Consider the following 19679-nt stretch of genomic DNA (forward strand, 5'->3'; position numbering starts at 1 on the left):
GCACGTTTGAAGAGGTCTGTTAGGAAGCTGCTCGTAGGGGTCACGGCCGTTGGTGCCGTGCTGGCGGTCGGCTTAGCGACCACCACCGTGGTGAATGTGGTGGCGAGCGAGGGCGAGAGCCACCGGATCGAGTCGTACGGGCAAAGAGTGTCGGTTGACGGCGGCGAGATGAACGTCCTTGTCACGGGTGCCGGGCAGGAGAACGTGGTGCTTTTGCCGGGATTCGGCACGTCGTCGCCCGTCCTGGACTTCGGGCCGCTGGTCAGGGACCTCGCCACGGACCATCGGGTGATTGTGGTGGAGCCCTTCGGTTACGGCTTGAGCGATGGCACGGGCAAGGAGCGGACCACGGAGAACATCGTGCAGGAGGTTCATGGCGCACTCGAGGCGCTGGACATTGACCGCTACACGCTGATGGGTCACTCCATCGCCGGCCTTTACGGCATCGAATACGCCACCCGCTACCCGGAGGAGGTGACGGCGTTCGTCGGCATCGATACGAGTGTCCCCGGACAGCCGGGCATGGACACGCAGTTCCCCACCGGTCTGATGTCCGCGGCGAAGAACCTCGGCCTGCTCCGGATTATGAACGCTGCCTCCGCCGCCAGTGACCTCGCAGGCTACACAGACCACGCCCGTGAGCAGATGCAGATGCTCACCAACAAGAACTCGCTCTCACCCACCTACCTCAACGAGATGGGCCACATCAAGACCAACTTCGAGCGCGCGGAGGGCACGGGCTTCCCGAAGGACTTGCCGCTGCTGTTGTTCGTGGTCGCCGAGAACGAGAAAACCCCGGAGTGGCTCGAGCTGCACCACCGTCAGGCCGCGAGCGTCACTAACGGCACCGTTGTGCCCCTCCCTGGCGAGCACTACCTCCACCACACGCACGCGGGGGAGATCGTTGACGGGATCAGGGACTGGGAAGCGGGACGGCGCTAGGACGGACGCGTCGACGGAATACGCTCGCAATACGGGATAAAGCGTACGACGGCGCTGCTGCCGCCGACTTTTGCGGTTGGCGGTTGTCCGGGTTCGCGAAGGGAGAACTCAGGCTCCCCAGCGGCAGCAAGGACCGTTTGGGTTCCTATAACGACACTAGAGATCCTCGGCGATCTCGCCGGCAGCTATCCGTTCAGCAGCAATCAAGTAAGCCTGTTCAATATAGTCCTCAAGATCCTTGGTACCGATACGCCAGATACCCCGCCCACCGATCTGGAATCCACGCAACTCACCGGACTTCAACAACTGGCGGACAGTAGGAAGCCCAACAGCTAGCTCCTCGGCTACCTGCTCGATCGTCAAGAATCTGGGGCGCTTCGGTTCATCAATCACCTGACAACCATAACTAGAAGAGGCCCTCAACTGCGTCACCGCAGCCAGGGAACAACGGCCTTGTCACGTACATCGCCCGCCAGCGGCCGGATGAACGTACTGGCTGGGCACATGCGTAGCAAGCCCTCTGTCCTAGGGGGCGAGCGCGGATTTGATGTGAGGTTCTATTAGTTTCGCCATGTATACATGGCCAGCGTCTGTTGGATTCACCTTATCCCCGCCTATTAGGGCGGCGTTCTCACCGAAGAACCAGCCCTCATTTAGCGGGTCGACAAAGGCAGCTCCGGCGTTGTCGGCGGACGCCTTCACGGAGTCGCGCAGGGCAGTCATGGTGCTGGGAACATTTTCATTGACCCAGATGGGGCCAACGACGAGTATCCTCGCGTTTGGCGCAGTTTTCTTTACCAAGGCATAGGTCTCAGCCGATGCGACGCGGACTTCCTCAGGTGTGGAACGCAGATCGTTTCGGCTACCGACAATGACGACCACGTCAGTGGTTGGGCCAATGATCTGTGGCACGACCTGAGGGAACATCAGCTTGGCAGTACCTGGGGTAGCGTAACCCGCAGCACCGAGGCCTCGGACCGAAAGGTCCATTTGTAGACCCTCGGCGAACAGGTCAGCCCTTGCAATCTTGGTCCAATTAGCGGAGTTCATCCCACCGAGGGTCGTACCTGCGGTATAGGAGTCTCCTATGATGCTGACGATAGGCAGGTCATGTGCATGCGGCGACGACGTGTAGGTAACGGCGGAAGCGGGTGGGTCCAAGCGTACGAATAGGGCAATACCGAGCACAACAATTGCTGCTGCAGTGAGCAAGGCCAAACCAATGTACTGCCAACGGAATGCTCGACGTGCCTGCGGTATGCCCTTGCCCATTATTTCCCCCATGAAACCCTATGTAAGTCAACAGCCGAATTGTATGTTCGCACTCAGGCAAATAAGGCCGGTTGAATGCCGTCGCAGGAAACGAAGCAGCGGTTGCAGTCCGCGAACGGCCGTTCTTTGCAGGAAGGGTGAGGAATCTTGGTGCTTCCTCTGGAATAATGCCCGCGAGCAAATATATAAGCGGTCTGGACAACACCGGCACACAGGTCCCCCTCTCGACGACCCAGCCAACTCAAGGACGGCTGCTAACGCCTCGGCCCAGCTCTATTGATGAGCAAATCTGGGATGGGTGTTGTTGTCGGCATTTGCGTGGTTTGGCGCTGTGGTTGGGATGCCTTGGCCTTGACTTTGGGCGAGTGCAGGAAAAGCCGTTGCACGACCCACCAGACGATGAAGCATTGCACAGCGATCCAAACCTGTGCCAAGGAGTTGCCTCGAGCGAAGGCAACGGCGAAACCAGCTGTCAAGAGCAGGACACCTGTCATCGTTCCATCAGAGGCCATCAAATGGCGTTCGAAGCGTGCAGCCATAATTCCAAGAATTAGCATTCCGACGACGAGCCCGGGCAATGCTAGGTCTGAGTACAAAATCCCCACGATGCTCGGCACTGGGCAGGCACTTTGGTAGCCGCAGTTGGCCCCGAAGGACTGCGTGAGAAGATAGTCAGCCCACCGCTGGAAGGGTGTGATAGCAGCAGGAAGTGGCATGGTGATGAGCTCACCGATTGTGCCGCGACCCATACCGAATGGGATGGTCTTGCCCATCGTCTGGGTCATGTAGGCAACGTAGTTGAACATTTCAGTGTCGTATGACAAGAAGAAGTTGTTCAGCGTTCCACGAAGCCCGACATCTTGGAAGTAGGCGCCCATCGCGCCAACAAGGTCAGCTTCACCGCGGGCCGTCCTGGAACCCGCACTGCGGACAAATGGGAGGATGGCTAGCGCAACAAACGCTACAACACCGACAACAATCCAGGACGGTTTGATCCGCTTCTGCCAGTGGTTCGACAGTGTGCCCATGAGCGCGATGATGACACAGGGTATGAGGTAACGCCGGGTCCCCAATGCCGAGGGTGGAACGATTGATCCGATTGCAACAAGCCAATACGCGATGTTCTGCGACTTGGTGTATGGCTGCAGCCTTTCATACCGGAATCTGACTGTTGCAATAACAAGACATCCAATGGCCGGCAGCGCCCCAACAAAAGCCGGAACGTTCTCAAGCTTGGAAATGACGGCCTCAGAACGCCCCCCAAATAGTTGGGCGAGGAAACCGACTCCACCGCCGACCACGATCATGAGGAGAAGCCAGCCTATGCTCAGGGACCAGGCGATGACTACCGACCGACGCGGTGCCCACGGTTGGACAGGTGTCAGATCAGTTGTGGTTAGCGGCTCTTGCTTCCGGGCCACCAGTAGGCGCCAAGAAAGGGCTCCTACTATGAAACTGATCGTGCCGACGAAGCCGAGGAATGTGGCATCCTCGAATCCAAGACTGATGTCAATGCCATAGAAGCCGAACGACTTTGGCTCGTCTGGCATAAGCAGCGGGCGAACGCCGAAGATCGAAACTAGGATCAGCAGCATAAGCGAGTAAGGACTAAGCAGCGAACCCCGGCGTAGTTTCGTGCCGACCAGCCATGCCAAAAATCCGATAATCAGTGTCAAGGTCGGCCAAAAAAGGTAGTTACCGCTCAAGGGTCCCCCAGCGTTTCAACAAGATGCAATGGACAGTCTATCGTCGGCCCCGCTAGTTGTACGTGCCACAAGCCAGAATGCCTGCACTTGTGACGTCAGACGCAAGCGATGCCTGCAATCGCATCTGCAATAAAGCCCCGCAGGCGTCCATACCAGGGGGCGGCTGACATGCTATTGCTGCGACCAACAGAGCATCCTGCACGTGCTTCGTAGCGTAGACACTGCCGAGAACCTGCGGGCCGGTTACGAGGATGGTAAGGCGCGTTCTAGCGGGTTGTGAGAGCGAGGCTCACGACTGCGATAGTCGCGACGAGAAGTAATCCAAGACCGACATAGGCCTGCCACTTGGGTCTCGTTTTGTGAGGGTTGATGTCTATATACGGCACGCGGTGTAGTTCCCTTCAAAGAGCAATATTGCTAGTTCTGGTGCGGTGAGTTCTGGGTCGCGAAGAGTGCCCATGGGTGATAGTTGTGGTGGTTGCAGCGGCACGCCTCTGTTTGGGCAACATTTGAGTGAGGCGTGCCGCCCGCATCAGCATATGGCTACTTGTCTGAATGTCTGAATGTTTCATGTGAATTGTCGCGCTCCAGACTTATCCCGTCGAGTCTGCGGCCTCGTGACGAGAGCACGGCAGGCGTACGCTTGGGTGATGAAGTCCGAAGTTAGGACTCTCGCACTGCGTACGGGAATTCGGACGCCGTGTTTGGTTCACGGACACCTGAATGAAATACCCGATGACGGCGGCGACCCGCCTCTGCTGCTTTTGCATGCCTGGGGAGAATCCTGGCGCAGTTTTGAGCGGTTAATTGCCTCATTGTCGTCTCAGGTGCTGGTGGCACCTGATCTTCGCGGCCATGGTCAGGCGGACAAACCTGAGACAGGATACTCACTCAATGACGTCGTTGAAGATGTTGTTGCGCTCTTGGACGCCTTGGGCATTGAGCGGGCACATGTTTTAGGCTCATCCAGCGGGGGATACGTGGCGCAGCAACTTGCGGTCACGCACCCGGAATTCGTGGCATCGCTCATTCTTGTCGGAGTTCCCCTCAGCCTGCACGTGAGACCTCCGTTTGCTGACGAAGTGGACCTGCTGCATGATCCGATTTCAGAGGAATGGGTTCGCAATACGTTGTCCTGGTATCGGCTTTTGCATGAAGTGCCAACATCCTATATCGAAGACCGCGTGCAGGATGGGCTCGGCATGCCGGCGGCTATCTGGAAGGCATCCCTGCGAGGCCTCTACGAGGCTGCACCACCAACCGAGCTGGGCTCTCTTTCAGTTCCCACACTGATTCTGTGGGGTGCACATGATCATTTAGTACCGCGTCACCATCAAGCGACCCTCGCTGCACGCATTCCCCGTTCGCAATTGAAGATCTACGGAGCGACGGGGCATTTGGTGCTCTGGGAGTGTCCGGAGCGGGTTGCTGAGGACACGAGAGATTTTCTCGCCAGCTACCTCAGGGATGGATGACTTCCCGGATTGTTTGCACATGACGCTGCAAGCGAGTCTCTTGTGCTCGATTGCAATCGTCGTAGAACCACCATTGAATATTCCCCTCCGTCGCCCTCGCTGCGGTGATTACCTCTTCGCTCTCGAGTCCCTCATTAATTAAGAAATTCGGCATGTTCCCCCAATCAAGAGTGCAGGACGCACTGCCCTCATTATCCTGTATTGGCACTGTTCTTGGCCTCAGACGAATTTGCGGACGTGGCAGCCATGCCTGCAAGGCTGTGTAAGCTGCCCGCATCAAGCTTGGGCAAGGGCCTGATGCGGGCAGCTCACGCCTAATGCTAAGGCAGCTTGTTAAGCCGTTGGCAATATTGGGCAGCTAATTTCGCATTTCATCCGCGAGCTATATGGTTTGTTCATGACTCATTGGGGGAGCACTGTGCGAAAAGCTGTTATTCCGGCTGCTGGGCTGGGAACCCGTTTTTTGCCTGCTACTAAGGCCATGCCAAAGGAGATGCTGCCGGTGGTGGATGCGCCGGCCATCCAGTATGTAGTTGAGGAGGCCGTCAACGCTGGTCTCACGGACTTACTTATGATCACTGGACGCAGTAAGAGGGCTTTAGAAGACCACTTTGATCGCGCTCCCGATCTCGAACAGACTTTGGAAGCCAAAGGGGACGAGACGCGCCTGGGCGCGGTTCGATACTCCTCAGAGCTCGGTCCTATTCACTACGTTCGGCAGGGCGAGCCCAAGGGACTGGGGCACGCAGTGTTGTGCGGCCGCCAGCATGTGGGGAATGAGCCATTCGCCGTCTTGCTGGGGGATGATCTGATAGACGAGCGCGACGAACTCCTCACAACCATGATGGATGTCCAAGCCGAAACTGGTGGTTCGGTGGTTGCGCTAGTAGAAGTTGATCCATCACAAATCAGTGCCTATGGCTGTGCCGACGTCTCGGCGATCGTCGGCGAACGTTTCGTGCGGGTCAATGCCTTGGTTGAGAAGCCGAAAGTTGAAGAAGCCCCGTCAGGGTTAGCTGTTATCGGACGCTATGTTTTGCACCCGGCAGTCTTCGACGTCTTGGAAACCACGGAACCTGGCCGGGGCGGTGAAATCCAATTGACCGACGCGCTTCAGAGCCTGATTTCAATCGAAGGCGAGGGCTCTGGCGTCTACGGTGTCATTTTCCGCGGTAGGCGGTACGACACGGGAGACAAGCTTAGTTACCTCAAGGCGGTAATCAGCCTGGCTACCGAACAGGCGGAATTTGGCGAGGAGTTGAAGTCGTGGATGAAGGGTTTAGTCAACTGATTTAGGTCTACTGTCCAAAATAGTCAGCGCGAGGCTTCAGCAGCCTGCTGGGCCGTTCTTCGCAGAAGCAACCGGGCGCTTGCTATGCCAATAACGGCACCAAGGGTGTTTGTGACAACATCTAAAAGACTTGAAAAGCGGGCAGCAAGAAACAGCAACTGCCCCAGCTCCATGCATGTCGAAGCCAATAAACCGATGCCCGCTACTTGCCACCAGGCCGTGGCCGGCAGAGCCATTCGGGTAAGAAATCCGAATGGGATAAACATGGCTACGTTGGCCGACGCTTCTACTACGTGGTAGTCGAACCACCGTGGAACACCAACTTCGTGGAAATACCTGAGGACTGCGGCAAGTTCTCCGTAAATGGGTTGATCCACGGGCGTGGGCCAAAAACCAACGACTGCTAGACCAGCTATGTATGAGGCCAAGAGAATTCGCCAAGGGAGCGGGTTTTTCAAGCCTACCTTCAGGAAGTTCGTAGGAGAGCGAAAGCACTGACGCTGAACGCAGCTGCAGCAAGTAAACCTAGTAGTAAGTATTGTGGGAAATCCTGCGGCAAGTTGGGTAAGTGGATGCGTGGAAGTTGCAGATCAACACGCCATCCACGTCTTCTCCAATGTCGCCCCATAGTCCCTATGAATACCACAGCTGGGTCCATGGGGGAAACGGATCAAAACAAAAGGGTGGATTGCCAACAAAGTGCGTTGACAACCCACCCTCAAGTGGCTTGGTCTAAATTATGCTGAAGCCTCGGTGCCCTTTGCCCGACGGCGAGCTACCACGACGGATGCCGTGCCGGCTGCCAGCGCGCCTGCGCCAACGAGGGACCACAGGATAAGGCTGGAGTCAGCGCCAGTGTTGGCCAGCGGCACACCGCCAGTGTTTGCCAGGTTTGTGCCCGTTCCGGTGGTGCCGCCCGTGTTGGAGAGGGCTGCGCCACCGACTACTACCGTTACCGGTCCAACGGTTACTCCGGAGGAGTTGCCTGTGGCAGTGAGTGCGTAGGCGCCCGGCTCGTTGATGACGATTGAAGCAGAGAATGCACCGTTCCCATCAGCCACCGTTGAAATGTTGGACGGGGCCAGCGGAATGCGTGCCGAAACGGAGAGGCTACCAGCGGAGACGCTGCCGCTTGCCGCAGGTGTTCCCGTCGGCGTTACGGTGATGGTGATGCCTTCGCCCGGGGTAAAGCCCGTGCCGCTGAAGACAAATGCTTCACCCGGCGCCACGGAGGCATCGGAAACGGCGACGGATGTGTTGGGTGCCGGGTAGTTGGCGTTGTTTGCTACGGCCGGAACTGCGCCGAGAAGTGCGATGGAGCCTGCGAGCGTAAGCGCTGCAAGAGATTTCCTCATGTGTGTCCCCCCTGAGACCTTTAAGTGGTACGACGTGGTGTTGGAGATTTCCGAGACCCTACGAGACCGTAAGTGAAATCTCATTATGCTGCCCACGTAGAACTTACCATTCAATGCTTGCAAGCTGCAAAGAAAATCCATACCCGTTACAAAGGATTAACGTGCGCGTCTTTCTCTATTCACAGGAAGCGGGCTGTGGAGCCAAGATGACATCCTTGACCGCCTGAGTTGTGGGCGTGACAGCTATTTCAGGGGTCGAGTGCTGAACGATGTGGCCAAAATTGAACTCCAAAGTAGTGCTCTCACCCGGCCCCAGCCTGATGGTGGTTGTACCTACACCGCGTTGGCTATGTCGCTGAGCGGCGAAGGGTATCTTGACACCATCTCTTACAACTGTGTCAATATCTGCCTGAACTGGACCATAGGCCACAACGTTTGTTTGGACCGCACCTGCCGGGACACCGAACGCACCATCACCTGTCACGTATGCGGGGAGTGAAGTCGCTGCATCGGCTGGTGCCGTATTTGTACTCGTCACCCTCACGGCCACCTCGCGGTAACCATCTCGTGTGCAGTCTTTGACCACCTGCACAGTTCGCTGCATCCAGTAGTCCATTTTGGCGCCTGTGCCGTCATTGAAATAGATACCGAACTGAGCTGGAGCGATGGCGGAACCAGAAATCATGCCGCCGAGTGGGTATCGTCCAAGAGTGTCCTGTTCTGCTGTGGAGTTCGACCACAGAAGAATCCGGCGTTCCTCGACTCCCTTGGAAAGAGCATCCATCAGTCGCTTAGCATCTGTTGTTCCAGAGGATAGGGCACCGAAAATTTCTTTAGCTGCGGCGGCGAAGTAGACGTCTTGAAGCTTCGGTTCGTCTATCTTTGCGTACGCATCCGACAAAAGGGTCTGCACAACGTTCTTACTAGTTAGCTGTGCGGGCAACTCGGATCCGATCTGCTGCACGGTAGGGTCCGTGATTGGCACTGGCCCAGTTGCTTCGAGAATAAAGCTCAGGGCGACAGGATCGAGTGACAATACTCCATCCAATTGTTCACCTGAACTTTTTTCCCACATCGCGCGAGCTGTCTTAGCCGTTGTGGCGAAGTCTGGCGTGAGATTGACATCCTGCATGAATCTGCCAACGCGAGGGGTGTAGATGGCTTGCTGTTCAGCATCGATCGGTACCGGGGGAATAAAGGCTCCCAAGGCCGCGGCACTTGTCTGCGATTCGAGCTTAAGTTTGCCTTTGTCCACATTGAGGACGGCCAGTGCGCCTGGAATCCCTCCAGTGGCCCGGGATTCGGCATTGTTTTGCATAAGGAGGAGATAGCGTCTCGGCCTCTCTGCACCAAGCATGTCAGGAGCCAATCGTGCGGCGTCAGCTGCCGAGTCGAGTTCGCTTTGGAGCGATGAAAGCTTATCCCTGGCGTCAATAAGTGGTTCGGAGACTTGAGGGAGAAGGTTTGCTGTCTCAATGTTGTTTAGACGGCGGGAAGACTCTCGAACCGCATGAGCTGCAGCCTGAACTTGCGGTTCTGCTGTTTTTAATGGGGTGAGGTTCATGCCATCTGCCGAAGGAGCTAGAGACTTCCAATCGAGCGATTGAAAGGCTTTCACAAGGGGAGCAGCTCCAAGGCGCGCCACATCGTCCGCTGAAATTGCCACTTCGGCGGCGGCTTGGAGGTTAGGTCCCACCCAAGGCAAGAGAGCAGTTGCTTTCCATACCGGGTCGTTGGCAGCATCGCGAGCGGCCTTCGTGTGCTGTACCAATGAATCGACGGTTGCCGCCGCAGCTGCGGCATCGTTTGCAGCTATGTCCTTCTTGAGGCTGGGCAGTAGCGCCGTCGCGGCTTGCAACTCCGACTTCACATCGGCCGCTTTCAAGCCCACCCAAGAGGATACGCCCAACAATGCGATAGCCAGGGCAGCGGTCCAGATACTTAGCACAATGATCCGGCGGCGCAGTTTTCTCCGGGAACGCTTAGGCTTGCGAGCTGTGCCCTCGTCATCTGCGTTTGTGGCTTGTTGGTTTCCGCTCACTGGCTACGGCCGTCCCAGCCCACGATAGAGCCATCCCGCAGCTCGCCACTTTGCAGGATCCAGAACGTTCCGACCGTCGAGAATTCGTGGCGTCGCAACTGTGCCGGCCAACACATGTGGATCGAGCTCCCGGTACTCCTGCCATTCCGTCAGGAGCAATACGATGTCAGCATTCTGGAGTGCCGATTCGACGTCTTGTACATATTGAAGTTCAGGAAAGCGACGTGCAGCGTTAGCCAACGCCTTCGGGTCGGTAACAGTCACCACTGCCCCTTGCAATTGCAACTGTGCTGCAATGCTGAGAGCAGGTGAGTCCCGGACATCATCGCTTTCAGGCTTGAATGCTGCCCCAAGTACGGTTACTCGCTTACCTAGGAGTCCGTCGCCGCATAGCTCGCGAGTAAGCTCGACCACCCTTGTCCTGCGTCGCATATTAATCGCGTCGACTTCGCGGAGGAATGTCAGAGCTTGGTCGGCGCCGAGTTCCCCAGCTCTAGCCATGAAGGCTCGAATATCCTTTGGAAGGCAGCCGCCCCCAAACCCGATCCCGGCGTGGAGGAACTTCCGGCCGATCCGGTCATCCATACCGATGGCGTCCGCAAGCCTCGTAACGTCTGCGCCGGCAGCCTCACACAGCTCAGCCATGGCATTTATGAATGAAATCTTGGTTGCAAGGAAGGAATTTGCTGCGGTCTTGACCAATTCGGCGGTGGGCAGGTCGGTCACCAGACGCGGAGTGCCGCTCGCAAGCGGCGACGCATACACCTCATCCAAAACGGCTACGGCGGCATGTTCCTCTGAGCCATCGCTCACTCCGTATACGAACCGATCAGGGTGAAGAGTGTCGTCGACGGCGTGACCCTCACGCAAGAATTCGGGGTTCCAGACAAGGTGCACGTCTGGTTGATGTTCGGAGATCAAGGATGCGAGGCGTGCGGCTGTCCCAACAGGCACGGTTGATTTTCCGACAACGAGGTCACCGGCAGCCAAGTGGGGAAGAAGCCCAATAGTTGCAGCGTCCACATATGTCATGTCGGCGCCGTTTTCCCCCTTTTTCTGGGGCGTTCCGACACAAATGAAGTGGACGTCGCTGCCTGCTGCAGCCGCCATATCGGTGGTGAAAGAAAGGCGTCCGGTCTCTTGAACATCCTCGAGCAGTGCTTCAAGGCCAGGCTCGTAAAATGGGGCTCTCGCAGCTGACAGATCAGCAATCTTGCGGGCATCCACGTCGATTCCGACGACTTCATGACCTAGCTTGGCCATACAGGCAGCGTGGACAGCGCCAAGATAGCCACAGCCAATAACTGAAATACGCATTCGATTGGTTCCTTCCGCAGTTCTCTGCGCGGTTATGTGCTAGTAAGCGCCTGTGCTGTGGAATACAGCACGGACTGTGCGGAGAATGATTACGAGGTCGCCAGCCAGCGACCAATTTTCGACGTAGTAGAGATCCAACCGAACCGAATCCTGCCAAGACAGGTTTGAACGGCCGCTGACTTGCCAAAGACCTGTCAATCCGGGCTTGACCAGGAGGCGCCTTCGGACATCGTGCTCGTAAGCCTCGACTTCCCGGGGCAACGGCGGTCGGGGACCAACAAGGCTCATGGAGCCAGCCAGGATGTTGAACAACTGAGGAAGCTCGTCCAAGCTGTACTTGCGTAGCACCCCTCCAATGCGTGTAATTCGGGGGTCATCCTTGATCTTGAAGAGCAGTCCGTTGCCTTCATTGCGCTGCTGGAGCTCAGCCAAACGCGCTTCCGCATCTACGACCATGGAGCGGAATTTGAGCATTTGGAAATGCTTTCCTTCCATGCCTACGCGGTCTTGTTTGAATAAAACAGGACCTTTGCTGTCGAGCTTCACGCATGCCGCGATCACGAGCATCGGCAGCGCGGCCAGAATAATGAGAATCCCCGAAACCACTATGTCAAAGAGACGTTTGGCCACGCGTTGCCCGCCCTCGAGGGTAGGCGTCGTCACGTGGATCAGGGGGAGCCCAGCAACCTGCTGCGTGTGAATTCGCGGCCCTGCGATGTCTGTAAGTGCTGGTGCCATGATCAGCCCGACGTTTCGAGCTGCCAGTTCCCAGCCCAGATGGCGGATGGTTTGGGGATGGAGCTGCACGCCCGCAGAGACGGCGACCGCATCTGCGTTACATTCATCGATGGCGGCGAGAACGGACGCTGTGTCTGCTTGATGGCCGAGAATTGGCAGCCCAGATTCGGGTTCGATGCTCGGAGTTTCGACGACGCCGGGAGTGTAGGCCGCCACAGGAAGATATCCCGAGTGCTTTGCTCCGTGGAGTGACGATGCAAGGTGTGCTACGGCACTTGGACCACCCAGCAGAAGAAGCCGGGACATACTGTGACCTTTTTGTCTTGCGACGCTGAGGTGTTGGCGGAGCAACCACCGGGCGAGAAGTAGCCCAGCCAACCCGACCGGCAAAGCTATGCCCACGTATCCTCGAGCTGTTTCGATTCTCAGTGAGTAGGAAATGATGGCAACAAGGCCAAAAAGCCACAGTGAGGCCGCTGCCACACGCTTGTATTCGTCCGGCCCGGCTCCGAGAATTCGGCTCTGTCGGCTGTTCCAAGCGCCCAGCATGAACCACCACACGACGGCAAGGGCAATAGAAACCCACACGTAATTGGGTTCCTGACCTGAAATGACAAAGTCAGGTTCGAATCCGAAACGAATCACGTAAGCGCCAACTACTGCCCAGATAATGACGAACGCGTCTGCAACCCGGAGTCTCCGGGATGCCTGTATTTGCCACGCCTTGTCGCGACTCAAAAGAGTCCCCCCACTTCCGGTATCAAGAACCATGAACCCAGCGACAACTAGCTACGGACTTGTCCGTGCTTTGAGCGGTACCAAGCGACAGTCGAACGGATACCTTCTTCAAGACCAATGGATGCTTTCCATCCCGCCTGGGCAAGATTGGATACATCAAGGAGTTTCTGAGGTGTGCCGTCGGGCTTTGACGTGTCCCACTCGATGTCGCCTTCGTATCCGACTGCATTCGCGACAATTCCGGCAAGGTCTTTGATGGTCACGTCAGAACCGGTCCCAACGTTGACTTGCTCCGGACCGTCGTAGTTCTCCAACAGGTGAAGGCACGCCGAGGCCATGTCATCCACATGAAGGAATTCTCGGCGAGGTGAGCCCGACCCCCAATTCGTGACGCTGGAGACGCCTTCTGCTACAGCCTCGTCGTAACGACGAATAAGGGCTGGAAGGACGTGCGATCCCGTCGGGGAAAAGTTATCGCCAGGTCCGTAGAGATTAGTAGGCATTGCAGAAATCCATGGCAAGCCGTACTGACGACGGATCGCTTGCACATGCATGATGCCTGCGATCTTCGCGATCGCGTAGGCATCATTTGTAGGTTCCAGGTGTCCGGTAAGCAACGAATCTTCACGGATCGGTTGATCAGCAAACTTCGGATAGATGCATGAAGATCCCAGGAAGAGTAAACGTTCCGTACCGTGTTCGCGCGCAGCATCAAGCACGTTTACCTGGATCCTCAAGTTATCGCTGAGAAAATCCACCGGGTATGTGCTGTTGGCGAGGATGCCGCCCACTTTGGCTGCGGCCAAGGCTACGTAGCGAGGCTTGTGTTCCGCAAAGAAGGCAAACACGTCGTCCCGATTTTTGAGATCGAGTTCGGAAGAAGTTCGTCCGAGCAAACGTTCGAAACCCTCTGCCTCCAGCCTGCGCCAGATTGCAGAACCTACGAGTCCTCGGTGACCTGCCACGTAGAAACTTGCATCCCGGTCAAGCGGACCAGGCCGGAACTCAACTGAATCGGTCATCAGCTCTTCCAACTCTCAAGGTCCACCGTGTCGATCCAGTGGTTGCCAGCGTGCTTAAGTGCTTCGATATCAGCGTCTACCATGATTCGAGCCAGTTCGGGCGTTTCGACGGTGGCTTTCCAACCAAGCTTTTCGTGAGCCTTCGACGCGTCACCAACAAGGGCGTCGACTTCGGTGGGACGCAGATAGCGCTCATCGAAACGAACGTGTTCTTCCCAGTCCAAACCCGCGTGCTCAAAGGCGATCTGCAGAAAATCACGAACGGTGTAGTTGCCGCCAGTCGCCAAAACAAAGTCGTCAGGCTCGTCTACCTGAAGCATTCGCCACATACCCTCTACGTATTCTGCGGCATAGCCCCAGTCGCGGACGGCATCGAGGTTGCCCATGTAGAGCAGGTCCTGCTTTCCAGCTTTAATGGCTGCGACGGCGCGGGTGATCTTTCTCGTCACGAACGTTTCGCCGCGACGCGGTGATTCGTGGTTGAACAAGATTCCGTTGACTGCAAACATGCCATAGGCTTCGCGGTAATTCTTCGTAACCCAGTAGCTATAGACCTTTGCAGCTCCGTAGGGAGAACGCGGGTAGAAGGGCGTTTCTTCGTTCTGGGGGGGAGGCGTCGCCCCGAACATTTCAGATGAGGAAGCTTGATAAAACCTTGTGTTAACTCCGGACATCCGCACTGCTTCAAGTAGCCGGATGGAACCGATGCCGGTGGTGTCTCCCGTGTGCTCGGGTTCGTCGAATGACACCCTCACGTGGGATTGAGCAGCAAGGTTGTAGACCTCGTCGGGCCTAATTTCTGCAATCAACGTCACCAGACGGGCACCGTCGCTTAAGTCACCGTAGTGCAAGAAGAGTTTTGCGGTCGGGTCATGAGGATCAACATATAGATGATCGACCCGCGCTGTGTTGAATGTCGAAGCCCGTCGAATAAGACCGTGGACTTCGTAGCCCTTCTTGAGAAGAAGCTCGGCCAGGTACGACCCGTCCTGACCAGTGATACCAGTAATTAGCGCGCGCTTTACCATGGATCCCCCCATTAGAGAATTTGTGCGTTGAAGAGTCGGGTGGGCCTAGCGGCTCCGTGTCGAGACGATGCTCGACAGGAACTCATCATAGTGGGCGATTGCGGTGTCCTCAGACAATGTGACTTGGCGAAACCTCAGGCCGTTGGCGGCCATGTCCTGTTTTTCTTGTGTTTCTTGTGATAGCCGTTCGAGTTCCTCTACTAATTTTGCGGGAGAGGCTGCATCGACGCGCAGGCCACCCCCTGAGGCGGCTATTTCTGCGGCAGTTACACTCCCATCGTCTGTTGCGGCAACTACTGGTACTCCCGCGTTGAAATAGGAGGTGAGTTTGCTTGGTACGGCCATGTCTTTGACGCCGGGCAGTTCATTGACAAGCAAAAAGTCAGCCGCGGAGAGCGCGACTTGGAATTCATCACCGGGTAGAGGATCCAAGAAGTCGATCCGCCGTAGACCGGAGGCCATTTCCTCAAGCTTCCGCCGCTGGTTGCCGTCACCCATGAGCACGAACTTCAGTCGGCTGTCAGATTCTTCCGCGATACGAGCTGCATCAATGACGTTTTCCAGACCTTGCTTCATTCCCATGTTGCCGGCGTGCAACACCACGACGTCGTCCGGCTCCCAAGCCAATCTTGCGCGCATTTCTTGCTGCCCACTGACAGGAGCAGCAGGCAGGTGTGTCCAGTTCCTGATAACTTTCACTCGTTCCGGCGCAACCGAAAGTGAATCTACGATGAAGTTTTTAAATCGGTCGTGGATCGCGGCAACTCCATCCGCTCCCTGAAGGATTGCCGACTCGAAGGCGCCCATGAGTTTGGCTACAAGACTCCCACCGGACCTGGTCTCCACGATGCCCCTGCTGTAAATATCCTGTACCCACAGTCCTACTGCGGGGCGGTTTGGTCTTAGCTTGGTCCGGGCTATGGCCATCCCACTCGAAAATAGCGCTGGGCTCACCACCAGTACTGCGTCTGGCTTGTTCCACCTGGCGAACATCACACGTAGCCCAAAGCTCAGCTCCATATGCATGCGATTGACGAGGGTTGGTTTCCTGGGGACGTAGTGCCGGAGCCTCTTAACGCGTACTCCATTTACGAGCTCCGAGCGCACCCAACCAGTGTATTCGGGGCTGCGTTGCCACATCGGATAATGTGGGTAGCCGGTGAGCACGGTAACTTGGTGACCTGATGCTGCGAGCCCCTCTGCCAAGCTCGTCGTGTAGGGCGCGTTGCCTGTGGGCTCAGGGGAATAGTTGAGTCCTATGATTGTGACTCGGAGCTTGGGATTGTTCACAGTCAAAGAATATGCTGACTCTGTCACAGTTGTGTAAACAACTCTACATATTTGTTGAGAGGCGCAATGGACGCATCAGAGAAAACGGCTGCCGGCGCGGCTCCGGACGTACCTGTAATCGACTTGGCAAGCGCTCCGGGGGAGCGGGCGGCTTGGAGTCGTCCTAAGTCACAAATCTATCTTTGGGCTATCGCCGAACGGCTCCTGGTCACGAATTCCTGGCAGATCAGCTCCAGGCTGCGTACCGCCGTACTGCGGAAGTTCGGGGCTAAGATCGGCTCAAACGTCACTTTCCGTCCGCGCACTCGCGTGTCGTTCCCCTGGAACCTGAGTATCGGCGATAACTGCTGGATAGGTGAAGGTGTTTGGTTTCACAATCAGGACCTTGTAACCGTTGGAGATAATTGTGTTATTTCACAAGAAGCCTTCATAACCAGCGGGAGTCACGCCCTTCGTACCGACATGGCCCTGATAACCAGTCCGGTCACAATCGAATCCGGCGCGTGGGTAACTTCCCGTTGCATGGTTCTGGGAGGCTCGACTCTGGGTGCCTCGTCCGTAGTTACCCCCAATACAGTGGTCCCGGCGAAGACCGTCGTACCTCCCAATGCCATCTACGGAAGCCCGAACCGTCCTCAGGTTCTGGACCACCGCTTCGCAACGAAAAGTGACCGACCTTGAAGTCTCAAACATCTCCTAGTCAATATGCCCTCTTCTTGGCCGTGCTTCCGAAGTATCGTCAGGCTTGCATAGACAGCCTTATAGGTTCGTTGGGTGACGACTTGAAAATACTCGTCTCCGAGAGTCACTTGGACGAAACAGTAAAAACTGGAATCTCACCAGAGCTGTATCGCAGAGTCCCCATGGCTCGCTTGTTGCGTAAGAAGTTCTTCATTCAGGGGGGCGTCCAAAATGTAGTGGGGACTCCGAATCTGGTGCTGGATCTTAACCCCAGGAGTCTCTCATCATGGTGGCTCCTTGTGGTGCGAAAGGTACTGCGTGGTAAGCGCACCTTGGTTTGGGGGCATATCCATCCTCAGGCGGGCTCGGACGCCAAGACTGCACCCCTGCGACTAGCGATGAGGCGGCTCGCTGACGGAACAATTTCGTATACCTACAGGGATAGGGCAAAGGCATTGGCCGACCTGCCAACGGAGCCCGTCTGGGTTGCCCCTAACTCTCTGTACCCGCTCGACTTGATGGTGCCACCTGAGACACCAGGTCTTCAGCGCAACTCTGTGCTTTATGTCGGACGCTTTGAGCCGGCCAAGAAAGTTGATCTCTTGGTGCGTGGTTTCGCTATAGCTGCCGCTTCCCTTCCTGAGCTCCGCCTCACCCTCGTAGGGGGTGGCAGTGAGCAGGCGAAGTTAAAGGATCTGGTCAATCAGCTAGGAATAGAAGAAAAAGTCAACTTTGCTGGCTGGATAGATGAACCGGAAGCTCTGAAGTCTCATTACAGTACTGCGATAGCAACGACATCGACTGGCTTTGCTGGCCTGGGTTTGACCCAAAGCCTTGGCTTTGGTGTGCCCATGATTGTGGCAAGGGACGAAAACCATTCCCCTGAAATCGAGTTGGCCGACTCTGGTGGCGTGACTTGGTTTGAATCAGATTCTGCCGAGGCCTTGGCGGAATCGATCTGTGAAGCGTGGCACAAACGTGAGCAACTTCCCAATGCGTCCATTAGCGAATTCACGAAGAAACGATATTCCGCTGAGGCGATGGCTGACGGACTCCGTACAGCGCTCCAAGGCTTACCCCAATCCCTTCCTGACTGAACGGACTATGCCTCAATATGACACGATCGACTAGGTCTGCTATTCCACGTCCGCTGACTCGAGCCGCCCGCCGTCTGCTGACATTACTTGCCACTCGTGGAAATGTAACCCACGGTGACAACTTCAGAGTCGGTCGGGGCGCCATTGTGTCGCCTCCGCACCGGTTGGAGATAGGAGCGGATGTTGCGATCGGGCCGAGATCAGTAATTCAAGTTGACGGCAAGTTCGGCGACTTTGTCATGATCGGCATGCACGTGCAAATCATCGGACGCAACGATCATGCAATTGATGAAGTCGGAGTGCCCATGATCCATGCGACATGGGTTGGAGACCGGGCCCAAGAACCCAGGGACCGTGTTGATATCGGGAACGACGTCTGGGTTGGCGCGTCGGCTATCATCCTTGGCGGTGTGACTATTGGGGAGGGGGCCGTGGTTGGAGCTGGCTCAGTTGTCACTAAGGACGTAGCGCCGTATTCCATAGTCGTGGGCAATCCTGCCAGAAAAGTCGGTGACCGTTTTACGAACGGACTTGATGAGAAGCAGCACAGCGCGGCAATTTCCCGAGCATGATGCGACAAAGTTCGTGAGGAAGCGAACGGCGACTATTGGTTCGCCGTTCGCCCTCGCTCACGAATAGTCCGGAACTTTGGAAGATATGTAATTTCCGAGGACAGTGCCAGCAGCTTTCGCCGAGTTGCCCAAGTCTTTGCGGTCATCTTCGGTTCGGCCTAGGAACCCGAAGTCAGGGTCCTCCAAGACCAAGCTGTCGAAGTCAACCCAAGGCTTCAAAGTCGTGGGTATCTTGTTCTGTTTCTCTTCGTGGAGTGCAACTGGGAAGGCTTGGTGGGCCACTCCGAACAGCAGGGAGTGCAGGCGGTTGCTTACTACCGCATGGGAACGAGAGTAATAATGCTCGATCACTTCTTCTTGCTCGATGTGCGTCCTGTTTTCCCAGAGAACGGCCTCTATGCCCAGAAGCTCGCTTAGGTCCGCATGGCGTTTGTCGTCGCGGCGTACCTGGGTAATTAGGACGGGCTTCAGACCGCGCGCATGGCTCTCGCTGACTAAGGAAGCTAAGCCGTCAAGGTTGACGTCACGATCGCTTCGGAATGACAGAGCAACGATATCCCGTTCTGCAGCAACAGTGTCGTTATCTAGGGATGCATTGCGAAGGAAGGCCATATCCGGCATGACGTCAGCGGAACGTCCGAGTACAGGCGCGGAAGCGGTATCGCGCATCGCGTAACTGGTAGCCATGGCACTCAATGCCCGCTCAAGCGCAACTGAAACACGTCCGGAACCTCGAAGCGAACGTCCGATCACGCTGAGCGAGCCACCGCGAATCCGTACAAACGCGCAAAGACCGAGAACCGCAGCAGCCTTGGCCAGTGACTTTGGAGAGTCCGTTAGGATGTGTGGTCCAGGTGCATAGGCCAAGCTAGCCCGTCCTAGAAGAGCATTGCGCATTACCGCTATCTGGAACGCCATGGGATTCGAGATGACCTTAGCGCCAGGCGGCAAATGGAATGCATCTATGTACGTCTTGGGCATGCTTCCAGCGAACACAACCAGATCGTATCCGCGCTGCAAGAACTGGTCGATAAGTTGACGTCGGATTTCGACGTCACCCAAATTATCCGACTGTGCTGCAATGCTGATGTGTAGTGTCTTTGTCATCTTTTCC

16 protein-coding genes and 1 pseudogene are annotated in these 19679 nt (G+C 56.4%); 5 read left to right on the plus strand and 12 right to left on the minus strand.

Annotation, left to right across the window (positions count from 1 at the left end; all coding sequences use genetic code 11):
* Positions 1 to 6 precede the first annotated feature (6 nt).
* Entirely contained in the window at positions 7 to 942 is a 936-nt protein-coding gene (locus ACZ881_RS08905; RefSeq protein ID WP_476114373.1) for an alpha/beta fold hydrolase, read from the plus strand.
* 156 nt (positions 943 to 1098) lie between these two features.
* Here ACZ881_RS08905 and ACZ881_RS08910 read toward each other — a convergent pair whose 3' ends face one another.
* The 3 genes from ACZ881_RS08910 to ACZ881_RS08920 all read right to left on the minus strand — a co-directional run bounded on the left by ACZ881_RS08910 (position 1099) and on the right by ACZ881_RS08920 (position 3920).
* The gene (locus ACZ881_RS08910; RefSeq protein WP_476114375.1) at positions 1099 to 1335 is read right to left on the minus strand and encodes a helix-turn-helix domain-containing protein; all 237 of its coding nucleotides are present in this window, start codon (positions 1333 to 1335) and stop codon (positions 1099 to 1101) included.
* 132 nt (positions 1336 to 1467) lie between these two features.
* Positions 1468 to 2226: an SGNH/GDSL hydrolase family protein gene (locus ACZ881_RS08915; RefSeq protein ID WP_476114377.1), complete on the minus strand. Its 759-nt coding sequence runs from the start codon at positions 2224 to 2226 to the stop codon at positions 1468 to 1470.
* Between the two features lie 242 nt (positions 2227 to 2468).
* Entirely contained in the window at positions 2469 to 3920 is a 1452-nt protein-coding gene (locus ACZ881_RS08920; protein WP_476114379.1) for a hypothetical protein, read from the minus strand.
* 650 nt (positions 3921 to 4570) lie between these two features.
* Between ACZ881_RS08920 and ACZ881_RS08925 the strand changes: the two genes are divergently transcribed.
* Together ACZ881_RS08925 and galU are read left to right on the plus strand one after the other, a co-directional pair.
* Positions 4571 to 5395: an alpha/beta fold hydrolase gene (locus ACZ881_RS08925; RefSeq protein ID WP_476114381.1), complete on the plus strand. Its 825-nt coding sequence runs from the start codon at positions 4571 to 4573 to the stop codon at positions 5393 to 5395.
* Positions 5396 to 5792: 397 nt separating this feature from the next.
* The gene (galU, locus tag ACZ881_RS08930) at positions 5793 to 6686 is read left to right on the plus strand and encodes a UTP--glucose-1-phosphate uridylyltransferase GalU (protein WP_476114385.1); all 894 of its coding nucleotides are present in this window, start codon (positions 5793 to 5795) and stop codon (positions 6684 to 6686) included.
* A gap of 23 nt (positions 6687 to 6709) precedes the next feature.
* On the opposite strand, the gene ACZ881_RS08935 is transcribed toward galU, so the two are convergent.
* The 8 genes from ACZ881_RS08935 to ACZ881_RS08970 all read right to left on the minus strand — a co-directional run bounded on the left by ACZ881_RS08935 (position 6710) and on the right by ACZ881_RS08970 (position 16242).
* Positions 6710 to 7063, minus strand: a complete 354-nt coding sequence (locus ACZ881_RS08935) for a VanZ family protein (RefSeq protein ID WP_476114387.1) — start codon at positions 7061 to 7063, stop codon at positions 6710 to 6712.
* Positions 7064 to 7423: 360 nt separating this feature from the next.
* The gene (locus ACZ881_RS08940) at positions 7424 to 8041 is read right to left on the minus strand and encodes an LPXTG cell wall anchor domain-containing protein (protein ID WP_476114389.1); all 618 of its coding nucleotides are present in this window, start codon (positions 8039 to 8041) and stop codon (positions 7424 to 7426) included.
* A 175-nt stretch (positions 8042 to 8216) separates the two neighbouring features.
* Positions 8217 to 9932, minus strand: coding sequence for a DUF4012 domain-containing protein (locus tag ACZ881_RS08945; RefSeq protein ID WP_476114390.1), 1716 nt, complete (start codon positions 9930 to 9932; stop codon positions 8217 to 8219).
* Positions 9933 to 10085: 153 nt separating this feature from the next.
* Positions 10086 to 11399 carry a UDP-glucose dehydrogenase family protein gene (locus tag ACZ881_RS08950; RefSeq protein ID WP_476114393.1) on the minus strand — a complete coding sequence of 438 codons (1314 nt, stop codon included), beginning with the start codon at positions 11397 to 11399 and terminating at the stop codon, positions 10086 to 10088.
* A gap of 39 nt (positions 11400 to 11438) precedes the next feature.
* The gene (locus tag ACZ881_RS08955; RefSeq protein ID WP_476114398.1) at positions 11439 to 12875 is read right to left on the minus strand and encodes a sugar transferase; all 1437 of its coding nucleotides are present in this window, start codon (positions 12873 to 12875) and stop codon (positions 11439 to 11441) included.
* A gap of 47 nt (positions 12876 to 12922) precedes the next feature.
* Positions 12923 to 13897 carry a GDP-L-fucose synthase family protein gene (locus ACZ881_RS08960; RefSeq protein ID WP_309074501.1) on the minus strand — a complete coding sequence of 325 codons (975 nt, stop codon included), beginning with the start codon at positions 13895 to 13897 and terminating at the stop codon, positions 12923 to 12925.
* Positions 13897 to 14925 carry a GDP-mannose 4,6-dehydratase gene (gmd, locus tag ACZ881_RS08965; RefSeq protein WP_017197215.1) on the minus strand — a complete coding sequence of 343 codons (1029 nt, stop codon included), beginning with the start codon at positions 14923 to 14925 and terminating at the stop codon, positions 13897 to 13899. The genes ACZ881_RS08960 and gmd overlap by 1 nt, the downstream gene beginning before the upstream one ends.
* 45 nt (positions 14926 to 14970) lie before the next feature.
* The gene (locus tag ACZ881_RS08970; protein ID WP_476114401.1) at positions 14971 to 16242 is read right to left on the minus strand and encodes a glycosyltransferase family 4 protein; all 1272 of its coding nucleotides are present in this window, start codon (positions 16240 to 16242) and stop codon (positions 14971 to 14973) included.
* Positions 16243 to 17024: 782 nt separating this feature from the next.
* On the opposite strand from ACZ881_RS08970, the gene ACZ881_RS08975 reads away from it, so the two are divergent.
* On the plus strand, positions 17025 to 17993 hold the full coding sequence (locus ACZ881_RS08975) for a glycosyltransferase family 4 protein (protein ID WP_476114404.1): 969 nt from the start codon (positions 17025 to 17027) through the stop codon (positions 17991 to 17993).
* Positions 17994 to 18355: 362 nt separating this feature from the next.
* Positions 18356 to 18565 (plus strand): annotated as a pseudogene (locus tag ACZ881_RS08980) (DapH/DapD/GlmU-related protein); the annotation flags it as partial.
* A 57-nt stretch (positions 18566 to 18622) separates the two neighbouring features.
* On the opposite strand, the gene ACZ881_RS08985 reads toward ACZ881_RS08980, so the two are convergent.
* Entirely contained in the window at positions 18623 to 19672 is a 1050-nt protein-coding gene (locus ACZ881_RS08985) for a polysaccharide pyruvyl transferase family protein (protein ID WP_476114406.1), read from the minus strand.
* Positions 19673 to 19679: the final 7 nt, after the last annotated feature.

This window comes from Paenarthrobacter sp. TE3676 (assembly GCF_056279165.1).

Excerpts from the sequence above, each read along its gene's own strand:
- ACZ881_RS08940 (WP_476114389.1), bottom strand. The coding sequence starts at position 8,041 with ATGAGGAAATCTCTTGCAGCGCTTACGCTCGCAGGCTCCATCGCACTT.
- ACZ881_RS08960 (WP_309074501.1), bottom strand. The coding sequence starts at position 13,897 with ATGACCGATTCAGTTGAGTTCCGGCCTGGTCCGCTTGACCGGGATGCA.
- ACZ881_RS08985 (WP_476114406.1), bottom strand. The coding sequence starts at position 19,672 with ATGACAAAGACACTACACATCAGCATTGCAGCACAGTCGGATAATTTG.
- ACZ881_RS08925 (WP_476114381.1), top strand. The coding sequence starts at position 4,571 with ATGAAGTCCGAAGTTAGGACTCTCGCACTGCGTACGGGAATTCGGACG.
- gmd (WP_017197215.1), bottom strand. The coding sequence starts at position 14,925 with ATGGTAAAGCGCGCGCTAATTACTGGTATCACTGGTCAGGACGGGTCG.
- galU (WP_476114385.1), top strand. The coding sequence starts at position 5,793 with ATGACTCATTGGGGGAGCACTGTGCGAAAAGCTGTTATTCCGGCTGCT.
- ACZ881_RS08915 (WP_476114377.1), bottom strand. The coding sequence starts at position 2,226 with ATGGGGGAAATAATGGGCAAGGGCATACCGCAGGCACGTCGAGCATTC.
- ACZ881_RS08950 (WP_476114393.1), bottom strand. The coding sequence starts at position 11,399 with ATGCGTATTTCAGTTATTGGCTGTGGCTATCTTGGCGCTGTCCACGCT.